This window comes from Mesorhizobium sp. B283B1A, assembly GCF_020165735.1.
Lineage (GTDB): Bacteria > Pseudomonadota > Alphaproteobacteria > Rhizobiales > Rhizobiaceae > Mesorhizobium > Mesorhizobium opportunistum.
Genome location: NZ_JAIUIQ010000058.1, coordinates 16,281 through 33,391 on the forward strand (window position 1 = coordinate 16,281; position 17,111 = coordinate 33,391).

At 63.6% G+C, this 17,111-nt stretch carries 20 protein-coding genes; 13 read left to right on the forward strand and 7 right to left on the reverse strand.

All coding sequences use genetic code 11. The features are described 5' to 3' along the window. Positions 1-180 precede the first annotated feature (180 nt). The gene (locus LB577_RS30215) at positions 181-2,742 is read right to left on the reverse strand and encodes an ABC transporter permease (RefSeq protein WP_224690087.1); all 2,562 of its coding nucleotides are present in this window, start codon (positions 2,740-2,742) and stop codon (positions 181-183) included. A gap of 2 nt (positions 2,743-2,744) precedes the next feature. Then, positions 2,745-3,440 (reverse strand): ABC transporter ATP-binding protein, encoded by a 696-nt coding sequence (locus tag LB577_RS30220; protein ID WP_224690088.1) that lies wholly within the window; start codon positions 3,438-3,440, stop codon positions 2,745-2,747. Between the two features lie 87 nt (positions 3,441-3,527). Between LB577_RS30220 and LB577_RS30225 the strand changes: the two genes are divergently transcribed. Then, positions 3,528-4,172: an arylesterase gene (locus LB577_RS30225; protein WP_023768407.1), complete on the forward strand. Its 645-nt coding sequence runs from the start codon at positions 3,528-3,530 to the stop codon at positions 4,170-4,172. Between the two features lie 130 nt (positions 4,173-4,302). Further along, complete coding sequence (gene thpR / locus LB577_RS30230; protein ID WP_013892219.1) at positions 4,303-4,899, forward strand: RNA 2',3'-cyclic phosphodiesterase; 597 nt, start codon at positions 4,303-4,305, stop codon at positions 4,897-4,899. On the opposite strand, the gene LB577_RS30235 is transcribed toward thpR, so the two are convergent. Next, positions 4,803-5,321, reverse strand: coding sequence for a low molecular weight protein-tyrosine-phosphatase (locus LB577_RS30235; RefSeq protein ID WP_084018731.1), 519 nt, complete (start codon positions 5,319-5,321; stop codon positions 4,803-4,805). The two genes, thpR and LB577_RS30235, sit on opposite strands and share 97 nt — an antisense overlap. A 91-nt stretch (positions 5,322-5,412) precedes the next feature. Here LB577_RS30235 and LB577_RS30240 point away from each other — a divergent pair, with 91 nt between their 5' ends. From LB577_RS30240 to LB577_RS30250, 3 genes are all read left to right on the forward strand, one after another. After that, positions 5,413-5,709, forward strand: a complete 297-nt coding sequence (locus tag LB577_RS30240) for a 4a-hydroxytetrahydrobiopterin dehydratase (RefSeq protein WP_031258495.1) — start codon at positions 5,413-5,415, stop codon at positions 5,707-5,709. A gap of 138 nt (positions 5,710-5,847) precedes the next feature. Beyond that, positions 5,848-6,210 (forward strand): YkvA family protein, encoded by a 363-nt coding sequence (locus LB577_RS30245; RefSeq protein WP_023778919.1) that lies wholly within the window; start codon positions 5,848-5,850, stop codon positions 6,208-6,210. A 272-nt stretch (positions 6,211-6,482) separates the two neighbouring features. Beyond that, positions 6,483-6,986: an invasion associated locus B family protein gene (locus LB577_RS30250; RefSeq protein ID WP_013892215.1), complete on the forward strand. Its 504-nt coding sequence runs from the start codon at positions 6,483-6,485 to the stop codon at positions 6,984-6,986. A 69-nt stretch (positions 6,987-7,055) separates the two neighbouring features. Here the strand turns inward: LB577_RS30250 and LB577_RS30255 are convergent, their stop codons facing one another. Next, positions 7,056-8,408 carry a chloride channel protein gene (locus LB577_RS30255; RefSeq protein WP_224690089.1) on the reverse strand — a complete coding sequence of 451 codons (1,353 nt, stop codon included), beginning with the start codon at positions 8,406-8,408 and terminating at the stop codon, positions 7,056-7,058. A 123-nt stretch (positions 8,409-8,531) separates the two neighbouring features. Between LB577_RS30255 and LB577_RS30260 the strand changes: the two genes are divergently transcribed. Further along, entirely contained in the window at positions 8,532-9,089 is a 558-nt protein-coding gene (locus LB577_RS30260; protein WP_224690090.1) for a DUF305 domain-containing protein, read from the forward strand. Between the two features lie 88 nt (positions 9,090-9,177). On the opposite strand, the gene LB577_RS30265 is transcribed toward LB577_RS30260, so the two are convergent. Further along, positions 9,178-9,477, reverse strand: coding sequence for a hypothetical protein (locus LB577_RS30265; protein ID WP_023768401.1), 300 nt, complete (start codon positions 9,475-9,477; stop codon positions 9,178-9,180). A 347-nt stretch (positions 9,478-9,824) separates the two neighbouring features. Here LB577_RS30265 and rlmN point away from each other — a divergent pair, with 347 nt between their 5' ends. The 4 genes from rlmN to LB577_RS30285 all read left to right on the forward strand — a co-directional run bounded on the left by rlmN (position 9,825) and on the right by LB577_RS30285 (position 12,706). Continuing rightward, on the forward strand, positions 9,825-11,060 hold the full coding sequence (gene rlmN / locus LB577_RS30270) for a 23S rRNA (adenine(2503)-C(2))-methyltransferase RlmN (RefSeq protein WP_224690091.1): 1,236 nt from the start codon (positions 9,825-9,827) through the stop codon (positions 11,058-11,060). Further along, positions 11,057-11,503, forward strand: coding sequence for a hypothetical protein (locus LB577_RS30275; protein WP_023768399.1), 447 nt, complete (start codon positions 11,057-11,059; stop codon positions 11,501-11,503). The genes rlmN and LB577_RS30275 overlap by 4 nt, the downstream gene beginning before the upstream one ends. Next, positions 11,503-11,991, forward strand: coding sequence for a hypothetical protein (locus tag LB577_RS30280; protein ID WP_224690092.1), 489 nt, complete (start codon positions 11,503-11,505; stop codon positions 11,989-11,991). Before LB577_RS30275 ends, LB577_RS30280 begins: the two co-directional genes overlap by 1 nt. Before the next feature lie 157 nt (positions 11,992-12,148). Continuing rightward, positions 12,149-12,706: a GNAT family N-acetyltransferase gene (locus LB577_RS30285; RefSeq protein WP_181176805.1), complete on the forward strand. Its 558-nt coding sequence runs from the start codon at positions 12,149-12,151 to the stop codon at positions 12,704-12,706. 7 nt (positions 12,707-12,713) lie between these two features. Here LB577_RS30285 and LB577_RS30290 read toward each other — a convergent pair whose 3' ends face one another. Together LB577_RS30290 and LB577_RS30295 are read right to left on the reverse strand one after the other, a co-directional pair. After that, the gene (locus LB577_RS30290) at positions 12,714-13,382 is read right to left on the reverse strand and encodes an outer membrane protein (RefSeq protein WP_224690093.1); all 669 of its coding nucleotides are present in this window, start codon (positions 13,380-13,382) and stop codon (positions 12,714-12,716) included. Positions 13,383-13,481: 99 nt separating this feature from the next. Continuing rightward, positions 13,482-14,123 (reverse strand): LysE family translocator, encoded by a 642-nt coding sequence (locus tag LB577_RS30295; protein WP_224690094.1) that lies wholly within the window; start codon positions 14,121-14,123, stop codon positions 13,482-13,484. A 316-nt stretch (positions 14,124-14,439) separates the two neighbouring features. Here LB577_RS30295 and LB577_RS30300 point away from each other — a divergent pair, with 316 nt between their 5' ends. The 3 genes from LB577_RS30300 (at position 14,440) to LB577_RS30310 (ending at position 16,875) form a co-directional block, all read left to right on the forward strand. Further along, on the forward strand, positions 14,440-15,663 hold the full coding sequence (locus LB577_RS30300; protein WP_023768393.1) for an argininosuccinate synthase: 1,224 nt from the start codon (positions 14,440-14,442) through the stop codon (positions 15,661-15,663). 269 nt (positions 15,664-15,932) lie between these two features. Next, complete coding sequence (locus LB577_RS30305) at positions 15,933-16,421, forward strand: hypothetical protein (protein WP_224690095.1); 489 nt, start codon at positions 15,933-15,935, stop codon at positions 16,419-16,421. A gap of 70 nt (positions 16,422-16,491) precedes the next feature. Then, a complete protein-coding gene (locus LB577_RS30310; protein ID WP_224690096.1) occupies positions 16,492-16,875 on the forward strand; it encodes a hypothetical protein in 384 nt (127 codons plus the stop codon). The last annotated feature ends 236 nt before the right edge of the window (positions 16,876-17,111 follow it).

Sequence of the window (17,111 nt, forward strand, 5' to 3'; positions counted from 1 at the left end):
ACCCAGGCGCCGCTGGCGGGGCTCCAGCATGCCTGTGGCGAAATATGATGGTTATTCGCGTCAAGAACAAGACCGTAACCGGATGTAACGGTTCGTGAGAGGCCGAAATGCCGATTCCCGGGCTTTCTGGCCGGCATCCTTACCAAGATTTAACCTGGGATAGCCGTTCCGGCCCTGAATTTACAGGTTGCGCAGCACCGGTGCCGCCTTGTGGCCGAGCACCCGCCAGGTGCCGGCAAGACCGATGCCGACCGTGATCACCAGCGCGAAGACGATGGTTGCGACCGCCACTTCCGGCATGAAATGCGATGGCAGGGTCATGATGCGGGCGACGATGTACCAGGCCGCGATCCCGCCGGCCGCCAGCGCGAAGAGTGCCGTGGCCAATCCGATCAGCATGTACTCCAGCGAGAATGCCGTTATCAGCGTTCTCCTGGTCGCGCCAAGTGTCTTCAGCACCACCGCGTCATGGATGCGCGCCCGGTTGCCGGCGGCAAGCGCGCCGGCCAGCACCAGCACCGAGGCGATCAGCGCCACGCCGGCCGCGGCCCTGATCGCCGTGCCGAGCTGGCCGACCAGCCGGTTGACGACATCGAGCGCATCCTTCACGCGCACCGTCGTCACCGCCGGGAAGGCGCGGGTGACGGCATTGAGGATGCGCGCATCGTCGGCCGTCGTGGCGCTCTTTTCGGTCAGCGTCGCCATCCACCCATGCGGGGCGCCAGTGAATGTGTTGGGCGAGAACACCATGACGAAATTAATGCCCATCGTCTCCCATTCGACCTGGCGGAAACTGGCGATCCTGGCCGTGACGTTGCGGCCGAGAACATTGACGGTGACGGTGTCGCCGAGCTTCAGCCCGATTTCCTTGCCCTCCTGCGCCGAAAACGAGACCAGCGGCTCGCCGGAATAATTGTCCGGCCACCATTTGCCCTCGGTCAGCGTCGCGTTTTCAGGCTGTTTCGCGTCATAGGTCAGGCCGCGATCGCCTTTCAGCACCCAGGCGCCTTCGGCCGGCACCTTGACCTTGTCGACGTCGACGCCGTTCAGCGCCATCACCCGGCCGCGCAACATCGGCACCTTGGCCAGCGTGCCCAGCGGCGCTTCCTTGCCGATCAGGGCGGAGAACGCATCGACATCGCTGCCCTGGATGTCGACGAAGAAGAAGTTCGGCGCCCGCTCGGGCAGGTTGCCGGATATCTGCCGCCGCAGATTGCCGTCGATCAGCGCCAGCGTCACCAATAGCGTCAGCCCGAGTCCCAGCGACAGCACCACCGACGGCGTCAAGGCGCCGGGCCGGTGGATGTTGCCGACGGCAAGCCGGAGCGCCACGGAGCGCACACGCGGGCTCTTCCTCGCCGCCCACTGCACCAGCGAGCCGACGAGGCGCAGCACCAGGAAGGCGAAGATCGTGGCCCCGACAAAGATCGAGGCGATGCGCTGGTCGCCCGAGAACAGGATCGCCAACGCCGCCAGGAACAGCGCGATGCCAAGCGCCGAAGCGACGTAGACGAGGCGCGGCCGGCCACGGCCTTCCATCCCCATCTCCCGGAACAGCGCGGTCGCCGGCACGTCGCGGGCGCGGCCGAGCGGCAGCAGCGCGAAGGCCAGCGTCACCAGCAGCCCGAACAGCGCGGCCATGCCGAGCGCGCCGGGATAGAAGCCGCCTTGCGCCGGCACCGGAATGACGGACTGCAGGGCAGCGCTTGCCGCGAACGGCATCAGCGCCCCGATGACAAGGCCGAGCACGATGCCAAGGGCCGCGATGATCAGGATCTGCACGAGGTAGACGGTAAAGACGAAGCCGCCGGAAGCGCCAAGGCTCTTGAAGGTGGCGATGACGCCGCGCTTGCCGTCGAGATAGGCGCGCACCGCATTGGCGACGCCGACGCCGCCGACCACCAGCGCCGTCAGCCCGACCAGCGTCAGAAACTGCGAGAACCGTTCGATGTTGGCCGACAGCGCCGGCGCGGCATTGCCGCGCGTGCGGATCGACCAGCCGGCCTCGGGAAAATCCTTGGCCGCCTGGTCCTGGATGGCTTTCAGCCGCGCTTCGTCGGCGTCAGCCGGCAGTCGGATCTTGTAGGCGTTCTCGACCAGGCTGCCCGGCTGCACCAGCCCGGTGGCGGCCAGCGCCTCGGTAGAGATCATCAGCCGCGGCGCGAAGCCGAAACCGTCGGACACGGCATCCGGCTCGGTGACCAGCCTGGCGCGCAGTTCGAACGTGGCGGTGCCGAGCTTCAGCCGGTCGCCGAGCTTGACATGCAGCCGCTCGAACAAGAGATCGGGCGCGGCCGCACCAAAAACGCCGAATTGCCTGCCGAACAATTCCTGTTCCGTCAGCGCCGGCTCGGTTTCCAGCGCGCCATAGAGAGGGTAGGCGTCGTCGACCGCCTTGGCCTCGACCAGCGCCTGGTCGGACCCGTCGGCCAGACGCGCCATCGAGCGCATGCTGGCGGTGCGCGAGACCACACCCAGCGCGTCGAGGAAGCCGCGTTCGGCCGGGCTGGCGTCACGCTGGTTGATCTGGAAGCGAAGGTCGCCGCCAAGCAGCGTCTGGCCTTGGCTGGCGACGCCGGCACTGATCGAGCGCGCCACCGAATTGACGCCGCCGATCGCCGCGACGCCAAGCGCGATGCAGGCGAGGAAGATCAGGAAGCCGGAAAGGCCGCCGCGCATTTCGCGCAGCGAGAAGCGGACGGCGAGTGAAAAGGTCCGCGACCAGCCAGCCTTTTCCGCCATGGCTAGGCCGTCACTTTGAGCAAGGGCGCGTCCTCGATCAGGCCGGAGCGCATCGAGACCTGGCGCGAGCAGCGCGCCGCAAGAGACGGATCATGGGTGACCAGCACCAGCGTCAGGCCGCGCTCGGCCGCCTTGGCGAACAGGAGATCGGCGACCTGCCGCCCCGTCGCCTGGTCGAGATTGCCGGTCGGCTCGTCGGCGATGAGGATGCGCGGCGACGGCGCCAGCGCCCGGGCAATCGCCACGCGCTGCTGTTCGCCGCCCGAAAGTTCGCCGGGATAATGGGTGACGCGATCGCTGAGGCCAACCGCCGCCAGTTCCCGCTCCGCCACCGAAAACGGATCGGCGTGGCCGGCCAGCTCGAGCGGCACGGCGACATTTTCGAGCGCCGTCATGTTGGGAATGAGGTGAAAGGACTGGAACACGATGCCGATGTTTCGGCCACGAAACGAGGCAATCTGATCCTCGCTTTTGCCGTTGAGCAGTTCGCCGGCGATCCGTACCGTGCCCGAATCGATCCGCTCCAGGCCTGCCAGCACCATCAGCAAGGTCGACTTGCCGGAGCCCGACGGACCGACGATGCCGGTCGCTTCGCCGCGCGCCACCTCGAGGCTGATGCCCTTCAGCACATGGACGGAGGAAGCGCCTTCACCGAGCCTCAGGGATACGTCTTTCAACTCGATGACGGCTTCTGTCAAAATGAAAGCGTCCTATATGGGAGGGGAAGGCTCTGCTTGCCGGAAGCCGTCGCGGGAAGAATTCGCTGCTCATATGGGGCCTGCCGCATGTCTTTCAAACGCCGCATTGCCGCAGGCCTGATCGTTTTCCTCGCCATTTGCGGCGCCATTTCGTCGGCGCGCGCCGAGCCTTTCAAGATCGTCGGCTTCGGTGACAGCCTGATGGCGGGTTTCGGCCTCGGACCCGACGAGGGGTTTACCGACAAATTGCAGGCAGCCCTTCGTGCCAAGGGCCATGATGTGGCTGTCGCCAATGCCGGCGTTTCGGGCGACACCACCAGCGGCGGCCTGGCGCGGCTCGACTGGTCGGTGCCCGACGGCACGCGGCTGGTCATCCTCGAACTTGGCGCCAACGACATGCTGCGCGGCGTCGCGCCCGACATAACCAGGAAGAACCTCGACGAGATGCTGGCCAAGTTGAAGGAGCGCAAGATCGCGGTGCTGCTGGCCGGCATGCGCGCCGCGCCCAATCTCGGCGCCGACTATCAGAACGCCTTCGACGCCATTTTCCCGGGCCTTGCGAAGAAATACGACATCGACCTTTATCCATTCTTCCTCGACGGCGTCGCTGGAGAGCCCGGCATGCAGCTCGAGGATGGCTTGCATCCGAGCGTCAAAGGTATCGACCGGATGGTCGAGCGCATCCTGCCGACGGTCGAGAAGGCCATCGCGGCTGCCCCGAAAGCTTCGTAAGGATCGAACCGGAACAACTTCCGCTGCGGAAGCTTAGTTAAGGACCTGCGACCAACAAACCACTTGCTCCATTTGATTATCGATGATTCGCTACGGGTGACAGTTTCGATTCGAGGAAGGGAGGCTTTTGATGCCGCGTCTTTTCACCGCCCTCGAAATTCCGCGTGACGCCGCCCTTTCGCTGTCCCTTTTGAGGGGTGGCCTGCCAGGGGCGCGCTGGATCGATGTCGAAAACTATCATCTGACGCTGCGTTTCATCGGCGATGTCGAGGGCCATGTCGCCGACGAGATCGCCAACGCGCTCGACCGCGTCCACCGCCCGTCCTTCTCGCTGACCCTGACCGGCGTCGGTGCTTTCGGCCAGAAAAAGCCGCATGCGGTGTGGGCCGGCGTGTCGGCTTCGCCCGATCTGGCGGCACTTCAGGGGGAAATCGATCGCATCTGCCAGCGGCTCGGCATCCCCGCCGATCCGCGCAAATTCATGCCGCATGTCACCCTTGCAAGGCTGCGCAATTCGAGCCCGCTGGACGTTGCTCAATATCTGTCGGCGCGCGGCAATTTCTCGACCCTGCCGTTCCGCATCGGCCGCTTCGTCTTGATGTCGTCGCGCGATTCGGTCGGCGGAGGACCCTATATCGTCGAGGAAGCCTGGCCGCTGTCGAGCACCGACGCCCGCCCTGCCAGCCGGGTCGCCAGCGCCTCCGACGCCTCGCGGATCATGCGGTAGACCTCGGCGAAAGCCTGCTGACCGTCGTAATAGGGATCCGGCACGTCGCGCGGTTTTCCCTGCGCGAAGTCCAGGAACAGGTGTATGCGCTCGCGCATCACCGCCGGCGCCAGCGCCTTCAGGTCGCGAACATTTGATCGGTCCATGCCCAGGATCAGGTCGAAGCGGTGAAAATCCTGCGACGTGATCCGGCGTGCCCGCTGCGCGGAAATGTCGATGCCGTGATGCACGGCAATCGCCATCGAGCGCGGATCGGGAGCGGAGCCGACCTCCCAACCGCTTGTGGCGGCCGAATCGAGCAGGATGTCCCGGCCAAGCCCGCGCTCCGCCCAGACCGCGCGAAACACGCCCTCGGCCAGTGGCGAACGGCAGATATTGCCGAGGCAAACGAACAGAATGGATTTTATCGGCTTCGCGCTCATCGATCCGGAATTTCGTTGCGCATGTCGTTATCCCAAAACCGCGACATGCATTATGGTGACGACTTCAATCGAGATAGCATGGGAAAAGAACATGGCGAGAGAGAAACTGGACAGGCAAGCCGCCGAAGCAGCGCTGACCGGCCTCGATGGTTGGGCGCTGGCACAGGATGGCGGCTCGATCAGCCGCACCTTCACCTTCAAGAATTTCTCCGAGGCCTTCGCCTTCATGACCCGCGTCGCCCTTGCCGCGGAAAAGATGGACCACCACCCCGAATGGTCGAACGTCTACAAGACGGTCGAGGTCACGCTCAACACCCATGATGCCGGCGGCCTGACGGCACTCGACATCGAGTTGGCGAAGAAGATGAACCGCTTTGCCGGCGGCTGAACATTACCTTTTCATGCCCGCAACCGGGCGCGGATCGCCAAATCGGCACCGGCATCTTGCAGCGGGGTTCGGCTTTCACCACATTTTCGCTCGCGAGGCATGCGCTGGGATGCGCATGAGGCCCGCGAGGAGTGATTGATGGCGCAAGAATCCGGTTTTGATTTCTTCGGCTTTGGCGACAAGCTCGCCGGCGAGGGCGAAGTGCGCGAGAAATTCTGGCGCACGGCCAAGAAGGCCGCGCGGCAGATTCCGTTCATGGAAGATGTCGTCGCCGCCTACTACTGCGCCATGGACAAGAACACGCCGCTGCGCGCCAAGGGCATATTGGTGGCGGCGCTCGGCTATTTCGTGCTGCCGGTCGACCTCATCCCCGACTTCATCTTCGGGCTCGGCTTCACCGACGACATTGCCGTGCTGACTGCTGCGATTACCGCCGTCAGCGCCCACATCACGCCGGCGCATCGACAGGCCGCCAGGGATGCCATCGCCGACAAGGGCTGAGCGTCCCGATGCCAGCCAGGCCTCCGGCTACAGGCGTTCGGAGGCCCGGCAAAAAAGTCAAACTCTTGCCGCTTTCGTGGCCTCCAAGTCGCCGAAGGGACGTCGCGCCAGCCGCTGACAAGGCGGCGGCGCGAAAATGGCGGCGGTTTCCTAGGGTGAGTGTCCTTTTCTCAGAGAAGTTCACCGTTTGGTAACCCAGATTAAATCAAAATGAAGCGACGGCAGGACGCCATGCGGCCCGCCTCCGCACCATTTGGAATACGGGAAAAACGATGCGCGGATTGATTGCACTAGTCTCGGGTCTGGCCTTGGTGGCCTTTGCAGCGCCGGCGCTGGCGCAGCAGGCGACCAAGATCGGCCAGCACAATGCCTGGGGCACCTACAGCTACCAGGCGTCGGGCGGCAAGGTCTGCTACGTGCTGACCGTGCCGACCGACAAGCAGCCGCCGACGCTCGATCATGGCGACATGTTCTTTTTCGTCAGCCAGCGCCCCGGCCAGCAGGTCTCCTACGAGCCGCAGTTCATCGCCGGCTACAATTTCCAGGAAGGCTCCAAGGCCACCGTCACCATCGACAAGAAATCCTTCTCGATGTTCACGCGCGGCAAGTCGGCCTGGGTCGAGAACGCTGCCGAGGAGCCGGTGCTGATCGCCGCCATGAAGACCGGCAGCGACATGAAGGTGTCGGCGAAGTCCGGCCGCGGCAACCCGACCTCCTATGTCTTCTCGTTGAAGGGCATCTCGGCGGCGCTGTCGTCGATCGCCAAGTGCAAATAGGCACGAACCATATTTGAACCAAAAGGCCGGGCCGCAAAGCCCGGCCTTTTGCTTTTCGGGCTCACCGGCTCAGTCCTGCGGGGCCGGCGCGGCTTCCGCCCGCCGCCGCCGGATCGCCTCGGCAATGAACACACGCGACAGCGCGTGATAGAGCGGCTCGTGCGAGATCATGCGCGCCGTGCCGTAGCCCAGCATCGAGGCCAGCATCAGCGCGATGACATTATCGTGATTGCCGGTCATTTCCAGGATGATCACGAAAGCCGTCATCGGCGCCTGCACGACGCCGGCGAAATAACCGGCCATGCCGAGCAGAGCCGCCGCACCGGTGCTGGCGCCGAGGACGAGGCCGAGCGAACTGCCGATGCCGGCGCCGACCGCCAGCGATGGTGCGAAGATGCCTCCGGGAATGCCCGAGACCATCGACAGCAGCCCGGCCAGGAACTTTTCGGCGAAGAAGAACCAGGGCAGCGGCGTGCCCTCGACGGCGCCCCGCGCCTGCACATAGCCGGTGCCGAAGGTCAGCCCGCCCGAAGCGATGCCGATCGCCGCCACGGCAAGCCCGCAGACGGCGGCCACCAGCAAGGCGCGCTGCAGGGGCTGCCCGGTGTGCCAGCGCCGGATCCGTCGCGTTATCTTCAGCGCCAGCAGCGAGAACAGCGCGCCGAAGCCGCCGCCGATGACGCCGCAGGCGATCACCAGCGGCCAGTCGGCGGCAAACGCGATCGTCTCCTTCGAGACGCCGAAATAGGTGTAGTTGCCAAGCAGGCCGAGCGAGGCGATGCCGGCCAGGATCACCGCCGTCAGCACCAGCCCATTGGTGCGCGCCTCATAGGTGCGCCCCATTTCCTCGATGGCGAAGACGATGCCGGCCAGCGGCGTGTTGAAGGCGGCGGCGATGCCGGCCGCCGAGCCGGCCAGGATCAGGCCGCGCGCCTGCGCCATGCCGCCCCAGCGCGCCGCCTGCAGCATCAGCGACGCGCCGACCTGCACGGTCGGCCCCTCGCGGCCGATCGAAGCGCCGCAGAACAGGCCGACGATGGTGAGCGCGATCTTGCCCGCCACCAGCTTGAGCGAGAGGATGTGGCTGCGGTCGTCGTCGTCGCGCAGGTGCCGGGCGGCGATCGCCTGCGGAATGCCGCTGCCTTGCGAACCGGGGAAGAAGCTGTGGGCCAGCCAGGCGCACAGCACGAAGCCCAGCGGCGTGAGGATGAGCGGCAGATAGAAACGCCAGCCGTCCTCGCTGCCCGTTATCAGATGGAACAGTTCCTGCGCCCTGTCGGCCAGCACCGCGAACAGGACGCTGATCACGCCAATGCCGACGGCGCCGGCCCAGAACACCAGCCGCGGCTGCCAGACGCGCCGCGAGCCCCACATGGCGCGCGAGCGCCGCAACAGGGGATATTTTCGCGATTGGCCGGCCATGTCTGTCCTCGGATGGAGGCTGAGCCCTAGCACGGGCATGGCGTCGATCAAACGCATGAATCGAGTGCGTTGTGGATCAAAAGTTCATGGCAGCGGTTCTGCTCCCTCAACAAGGAGCACATGATGAGCTACCCCCGGTTTGCCGCAATGATCGTCGTTTCCACCGTGGTCATGTATGGCCTGATGTACCTGAACACCTACGCTCTCGACCACGTCTTCTTCAGTCAGACCCGAGCCTGGATGGCCGTCGTCATGGGCGCCACCATGACCGTGATCATGATCGGCTTCATGTGGAGGATGTACAGGAACACCACCGCCAACATCGGCATCGTGGCCTGCAGCATCCTCGTTTTCGCCGGCGCTTTGTGGTTGGTCAGAAGTCAGGAAACCGTGAGCGACATCTCGTATATGAAGGCAATGATCCCCCATCACTCGATCGCGATCATGACCAGCGAACGCGCGCATATCCGGGACCCCGAGGTCCGCAAGCTGGCCGACGGCATTATCAATGCCCAGGTGCGCGAGATTACGCAGATGAAGGGCCTGATCGCACGGCTCCAGGCGAATCCGGTCGCTTCCGACGCTCCCGATTTGCCTTCCTATCGGGCACGGGGCATGCCACCGCCGCCGCCGGAAACAGATCAAAGCACCGGCATCGATACCCTTCACATTGACAGGTGAGAATCCGACCCGGGTTTCAGGTGAGCCACTTGCGGGAAGAAAGTTCGAACAGGTCCCGCCGGCCTCCGTGCCGGCGGGACCCAGAGCCTCACATGGCCATTTTTTCGCATTCCGCCTGGGCCTTCTTGGTCGATGTATCGATCATGTAGGCTTTGCCCTTGGCGTCGGTCATCATCATCATGCAATGCTTGATCGGCTTTGCCATCTTCATCATCTCGGCACCCATCTTCGCATCCGGCATCATGGTGCCCATGTGCCCGTCCGGCATGATCGCCGTCACCTCCCCGCCTTTCATCATGGTCATTTTGCCCATCGCGTCTTCGGCAAGTGCCTGCGAGGCGAAAAGGCCGACGAGCCCTGCGAGGACGGCGATCTTGATCGAGTTCATTGTGCATACTCCCATTTGTCGAGGGCATGGTTGCCCCTTTCAGACTTCGAAGCCGGCACGGGAATTGTTACGCCAACACGACAATGTGATCGGTCCCAGCGCACCGGAAGCGGCCGCAAGGCCGGCGTAGCGGGCGTTGTCGTGCGTCAAACCGGGTGGTCCGTGAATGCTCGGTTCAGCCCCATGGGTTCGTGTGTCGACCAGAACCTTCACGATCGAGACGCCGCCGACAGGAAGGCGTTGTGTGCCATCCGGCATGACTCCGCCCTCAACCTGTGCTATGCGCCGCGCTTCATATCAGGCCGATGTCTGAACATTGGCCGCAAACCGCTTATATCTGTGAAACCATGACCCTTTCATTCGACCTCACCGCTGAAGGCGCCCGTGACGCGTTGCGCGCCCGCGCCCCGTTGGCCGAAAGACCGTCGCTGATCGGCCTCACCCGGGCCGAGCTCGGCGAGGCGCTGGTCGCTTCGGGCATCGTGCCGGAACGCCAGGCAAAAATGCGCGCCCAGCAGCTCTGGCACTGGATGTATGTGCGCGGCGTTTCCGACTTCGCCGGCATGTTCAACATCTCCAAGGACCTGCGCGCCGAACTCGACAAGCATTTCACCGTGGCGCGGCCCGAAATCGTCGAGGAGCAGATTTCCGCCGACGGCACCCGCAAATGGCTGTTCCGCTTCCCGCCGCGCGGCGCCGGCCGGCCGGTCGAGATCGAGACCGTCTACATCCCCGAGGAAGGCCGCGGCACGCTTTGCATCTCTTCGCAGGTCGGCTGCACGCTGACCTGCTCGTTTTGCCACACCGGTACGCAGAAGCTGGTGCGCAACCTGACCGCCGAGGAAATCCTGGCGCAATTGCTCACCGCCCGCGACCGGCTCGGCGATTTTCCCGACCGCGATACGCCCGACGGCGCTATCGTGCCGGCCGAGGGCCGCAAAGTGTCCAACATCGTCATGATGGGCATGGGCGAGCCGCTCTACAATTTCGAAGCGGTCAAGAAGGCGCTGCTGATCGCCTCCGACGGCGACGGGCTTTCCTTGTCGAAAAGACGCATCACGCTGTCGACCTCCGGCGTCGTGCCCGAGATCTTCCGCACCGGCGAGGAGATCGGCGTCATGCTGGCGATCTCGCTGCACGCCACCAATGACGATCTGCGCGACCTCCTGGTGCCGATCAACAAGAAGTATCCGCTCAAGGATCTGATCGCCGCCTGCCGCGCCTATCCCGGCCTGTCGAACGCCAGGCGCATCACCTTCGAATATGTGATGCTGAAGGACGTCAACGATTCCATCGAGGACGCCAAGGGCCTGATCAAGCTGCTCAAGGGCATTCCGGCCAAGATCAACCTGATCCCGTTCAATCCGTGGCCGGGCACCAATTACCAGTGCTCGGACTGGGAGACGATCGAGAAATTCGCCGACTACATCAACAATGCCGGCTATGCCTCGCCGATCCGCACGCCGCGCGGCCGCGACATCCTTGCCGCCTGCGGCCAGCTGAAGTCGGAATCGGAGCGCATGCGCAAGGTCGACCGGCTGGCGCTGGAAGCCATGATGATCGCGGGGCACGGCGAGGCGTGAACCGTCTCGTCGCCGGGCTCAAGCGTTTCGCCATCATAGCGGTCGGTTATGTCGCCGCCGTGCTGACCTCCATCCTGGTGCCAGTCCTGCTGATCACGCTTCTGGAAGGGATCGAATACGGCAACTGGTCCCTGGTTTTCACCTTCGACTGGCTGGGGTCCTTTCCGCTCGCCGTGTTGACCGTGGCGGTCTGCGCGCTGCTGGTCGTCGGTCCTGCCATCGTTCTCGCCGAATGGCGGTCGCTGCAAGGATGGTTCTACTTCGCGGCCACGGGTGCGATCACGTCCATCGCCTTTGGCGTTTTGGTTCCGGGTTCTGCGGGAGGATTTGTTTTCAATCCTGGCTTCCTCGGTTTCCTGGCAACCGCCGGCACCGCTGCCGGTTGGGTCTACTGGCTTCTGGCCGGGCGCGGGTCCGGTCAGCTCAAACAGCGGGATCCGTGATGGGCCGCTTGGTCACCTACATCGTGCGCCTTGCCGTCATCCTGTTCGGTTATGCGGTCGCTTCGCTGGCGGCGAGCGCTTTTCTCAACGCCCTGTTCCTGGCATCGCTCGGTTACATGCCTGAACAGGCGCATCCGGCGGTGACGGCTTCGCTGTATTTCTCGATTCCCTTCGTCGCCCTGTTCGTCGCCTATTTCGCTTTCATGCCGGCGGCGGTCGTCGTCCTGGTTGCCGAAATCCTCGGCCGGCGCGACTGGCTGTTCTATGCGCTGGCGGGTGCCGTGGTCGCGGCCGTGTTCCTCGGCATTGTCGACCACATCGGTGACACCACCTTCGCGGTGACCGGCACCAGCGCCATCATGGCAGTGATCGGCAGCGGCATGATCGGCGGCATCTTCTACTGGCTCGCCGCCGGGCGCTGGGCTGGAAGCTGGTGGCAAACGGCCACGCGAAGCTTTCAGGCGCCTGATCTCGATCGGCGCTCTTGACCCCGACCGCTTGCTTTCGCATGACTAGGCCATGCCAAAAATGCCGCAGCAGGGCGCAAGGTCGCCACTCCCACCGCTTGTTACACCTCTTGCGGCACAGCGGCTGAAGCCGGTCTTTGTCGACAGGTGGAGCGACAAAGCTCGCATCCGAACGCTCGTGCCGTCCGAGGTCACGCCTGAGATCGCGGAATGGCTGACCGATCCGGCTGTCATGGAAGGGCTGAACGCGCCGCAGAAAGCCATGGGTCTCGACGCTTTCCGCGCCTATGTCGCGAGCTTCGACAATCTGAAGCGAAACCTGATGGCGATCCTGCGACGGCCCGATGACGTGCCGCTAGGCCTGGCCGTGATGGAGGTCGACCTGAGGCACCGCCTCGGCTCGCTCCATCTGATCATCGGCGATCCGGACAACCGCGGCCGCAACATGGCATTCGAGGCGTCCGTCGTATTGCTCCGGCATTTCTTTCGCGAGCGCAAGCTGGAGAAGGTTACATTCCAGCCACTGGCGCGAAATCAAGCGGCCATCGCCGTCTGCGAACGATCCGGCTTGCGGCTCGAAGGCACCTTGCGGTCGCACCGCATCGATGGCCGCACCGGCAAACGCATCGACCAGATGCTCTATGCGCTGACGCTCGAAGAGTATGAAGAGCGTACAAAGATGGCCGAGGCGGCCGGATTGACCCGACTCTTCGCCGGACCCGGTCTTCCCGCCTAGCTTACCCTTAGAAGCGATACGCTATACCGAATTTCACCGTGTCGAGAGACGGCCGGAAACTCGCGCCGGCCGTACCGCCCGGCCCCGGCTCGATCTCGTCGAATATGTAGTGGAGATATTCCGCCTTCAGCGACCACTTGTCAGCCAGCGCATATTCGGTGCCGAGGCCGAACACACCACCGAACTTCACGCCGGAGAAATCCGAGGTCGACGCAAATGGTGCAAGAAAAGGACGGTTGTAAGACGTCGCCTGAAAATGTCCTGCCGCCACGCCACCGGTCACATAAGCCAGCAAACCGTCCGTCACCGCATAGCCGGCGCGGCCGCGCGCGGTCGCAACCCAGTCGACGTCGTAGGTGTAGGTCTCGCCCTTGCCTAGAAGGTCAAGCTGGCCGAATTCCGTGTCGTGCATGCCGATGAAATCGAAATCACCGACTACGCCATAGACGAATTGTCCGCTTTGCCAGTCATGCCCGGCGTAGATGCCGCCGAGATAACCATCCTTGTGGTAGGTGTCGTCGAAGCTGGTCGCGTCGGCATTGAAGCGGACCGAAGAGCCGGCATAGCCGCCCTCGACACCGATATAAGACCCCGACCAGTTGTAAGCCGCGTCCTGCGCGCTGGCCTCGCAGACCAGCCCGATCAAGGCGACAGATGCCAAAAGTATGCTTTTCATTGATTTCCCCAAGTGCCCTAGCGGTTCTTAGGCGAGCGCAACGGAGCCTACAATTGCAACAATGCAACAGCGCCGGTAAATTTGCGGTAACGGGAAAGCCTACTTCGCCTGGGCCGTCAGGATCTTGAGCGCGAAGGCCGAAAACACGCCGGCAAAGAGATAGTCGACCACCCGCGTGACCCGCGGGCTGGCTTTCATGGCCGCCGAGAACTTTTCCGCCGCCAGCACCATCGGCGCCGTCACCGGGATCGACAGCACGATGAACATGAGCCCAAGGAAAAACAGTTTTCCGGGCGCGTTCGGGTCGTGCGCGGAGACGAATTGCGGCAGGAAGGTCATGAAGAACAGGATGATCTTCGGGTTGAGCAGGTTGACGCCGAGCCCCGCCGCCCAGCTGCGCAACAGCGAGATCCGCGGGCCCGTCTTCTTTTCCGGCGAGAAGGCCGAGCCCTTGGCGATCGCCTGCCAGGCCAGGAAGACGAGATAGCCGGCGCCGAAGATCTTCAGCACGAAGAAAGCCATCGGCGAGGCGACGATCAGCGCCGAGATGCCGACCACCACCAGCGTGGTGTGGATCAGCGTGCCGCACAGCGCGCCGGCCATCGAGGCAAAGCCGGTGGCCCGCCCCTGGCTCAGCGTGCGCGAGACGAACAGGGTCATGTCGGGTCCAGGCGTGATCGCCAGGATCACGGTGGCGATGGCGAACTGGATCAGCGTGGTGGTGTCTGGAATGAACGACATGGAAGGCCCCGGGAAGACCTGGAGCCTATACAAGGCGCGTCGCGCCGGCGCCAGATGCCTAGTTAGTGCATCTCCGGCGGGCACCCTCGAGCGGCAAGGGCCTTTTTCTTTTAGGTGGCCGGACGCTTCGGAGCTTCCTCACGTGCATCGATCAGGCTGACGATCCATTCCACATCGCGAAGAGTTTCAGAGACGCCAGCCGCCATGCGCTGGATCAGTAGTCTGGCGCCGCGCATGCTTGCTCGCTTTGCCGTTCCTGCTAAAAGGCGCTCCGACAATGCGTGACGCCCAAGTGTCCGCCATCGACGGAGCAGAAATGTCCAAGACCAAAGACGTCAAGAAGGTCGTGCTCGCCTATTCCGGCGGCCTCGACACATCCATCATCCTGAAATGGCTGCAGACCGAGCTCGGCGCGGAGGTCGTCACCTTCACCGCCGATCTCGGCCAGGGCGGCGAACTGGAGCCGGCGCGCAAGAAAGCCGAGATGATGGGCATCAAGGACATCCGCGTCGTCGACGTGCGCGAGGAATTCGTGTCCGACTTCGTCTTTCCGATGTTCCGCGCCAACACCGTCTATGAAGGCACCTACCTGCTCGGCACCTCGATCGCGCGTCCGCTGATCTCCAAGCATCTCGTCGAGATCGCCAGGGAGACCGGCGCCGATGCGATCGCCCATGGCGCCACCGGCAAGGGCAACGACCAGGTGCGCTTCGAGCTTTCGGCTTACGCGCTGAACCCCGACATCAAGGTCATCGCGCCGTGGCGCGACTGGTCGTTCAAGTCGCGCACCGACCTGATCAATTTCGCCGAGCAGCACCAGATCCCGGTGGCCAAGGACAAGAGGGGCGAGGCACCTTTCTCGGTCGACGCCAACCTCTTGCACTCCTCCTCCGAGGGCAAGGTGCTGGAGGACCCTTGGGTGGAGCCGCCGGAATTCGTCCACCAGCGCACCGTTTCGCCGATGGATGCGCCCGACAAGGTCACCGAGATCGAGATCGAGTTCCTGAAGGGCGATCCGATCGCGCTCAACGGCAAGAAGCTGTCGCCGGCAACCATGCTGGCGGCACTCAACGATCTCGGCCGCGACAACGGCATAGGCCGGCTCGACCTGGTCGAGAACCGCTTCGTCGGCATGAAATCGCGCGGCGTCTATGAGACGCCCGGCGGCACCATTCTCATCGCCGCGCACCGCGCCATCGAATCGATCACGCTCGACCGGGGTGCTGCCCACCTCAAGGACGAGTTCATGCCGCGCTACGCCGAACTCATCTACAACGGCTTCTGGTTCGCGCCCGAGCGCCTGATGCTGCAGGCGATGATCGACAAGAGCCAGGAAGACGTCGAAGGCACGGTGCGGCTGAAGCTCTACAAGGGCAACGTCATGGTCACTGGCCGCAAGTCCAGGAAGACGCTCTATTCCGACGCGCTGGTCACCTTCGAGGACGACCGCGGCGCCTATGACCAGAAGGACGCCGCCGGCTTCATCCGCCTCAATGCGCTGAGGCTGCGCACCCTGGCCGCCCGCAACCGCAAGGGATGATATCCGGACAACGGCCTGGCGCTTTGCCAACTACGCCTAAGAAACCCGACGGAGACGTCGGGTTTTTATTTGCTTCCTCTAATATAAACAAAATCAAGCCGCCTGGACTCGGTTCCTGTTTGACCTTTTGGCGGTATCATCTAAGTTCACTTGCGGGTTTAGGGGGTTTGACAGTGAAGAATAGTATTTCTCTTCTGCTTGGCTTGATCGTCGTCTTGACGGTGTGCCAGTCCTCACAGGCAGGCGCCAAGCGTGACCCGAAGGCGGAGATGAACGAATGCGTCGCCTCCGCTCGCACACGGGACCTTACGTTCAAGCATGACATGGCTTTGTTCATGGGCGTCTCGCAAGAGCGCATGCCCGCCCTGTTTTGCCAGCGCATTGCCGATGGGATACGCAGCGGCCGCATCAGCTATTCCGACATAAACAGGCTTCAGCTCGACCAGCCGACCGAAATCTGGATGGTCCTCAAGGGCAAAGCAAAGGCGGCTGCGCCCGCGCAAGCCCAGGCGCCGCGGTCACCCAACTTCCGTAACTGCAGCGGCATTGACGGCGCCTTCCAGGTTCCCGCTTCCCAGAAATGCCCTTCGAGCGGCTACGCGCAGAATTCCGGAGTCCCGACGGTCATCGAGGGCAAGCGAAGGACGGTTGCCCCGCCGCCGCAAAACCCTAGATTCCGTAACTGCAGCGGTATTGACGGCACCTTCCGGGTTCCCGCCTCCCAAAAATGCCCGTTGAGCGGCTACGCGCATTATTGAGTGTGATGTGCCTAGGCGCTCGGCCATTCCTGGAAACTGTTTCCTGCCGGCGGTGGCTATCCTGGCGAATTTGGCTGTTGCCAAAGCCGGCGACTATGATCCCGCCTCGCTCGACCTCGCCGCACTCCTCGAATGCCGGGCAGACGTGCCGAACTACAACAGCTTTGCCCTGTGGCTGGCCGGCGAGCGTAGGGCGGCGGATACGCTTGGCTGGAAAGAGGTTGCATCGGGCAATCCCTTCCTGCGGCAGTATCAACTGCCTGCTCCGGTCCATGTCTTCGGACGCGAGACGGTGACAATCGCCTTTACCGCAACCGGACCGATGGCCGTGCTTGACGGCATCGCCGCAGCGGATCTCGCCCGCCAGCTCAACGTCCCGGCGGCGTCTCGACCCCGGACAAATTCCTGGGCGAGAAGGTCGTGGCCGAAAGCACCGAGGACAGCGGCGGCGTGAGACTTGCCACGCGCATCACGCTCAACGTCTCGACCGTCGAGTCCCATCCCGGCAAGGCGCTGGCTGGGTGCTCCTACGCGCTCGACGTGAAGTAGCCCCCAGACGCTGAAGCCGTGTTTGCCGCTCCCATCAACAAAAAAGCCCGGCCATTGAACTGATCCCGTAAAGTTGGACGGTTCATTGATTTGGTAGGTTTAAGGGCTGGGTCCTGTATTGCACAGGGCTCAGCCCTTTCA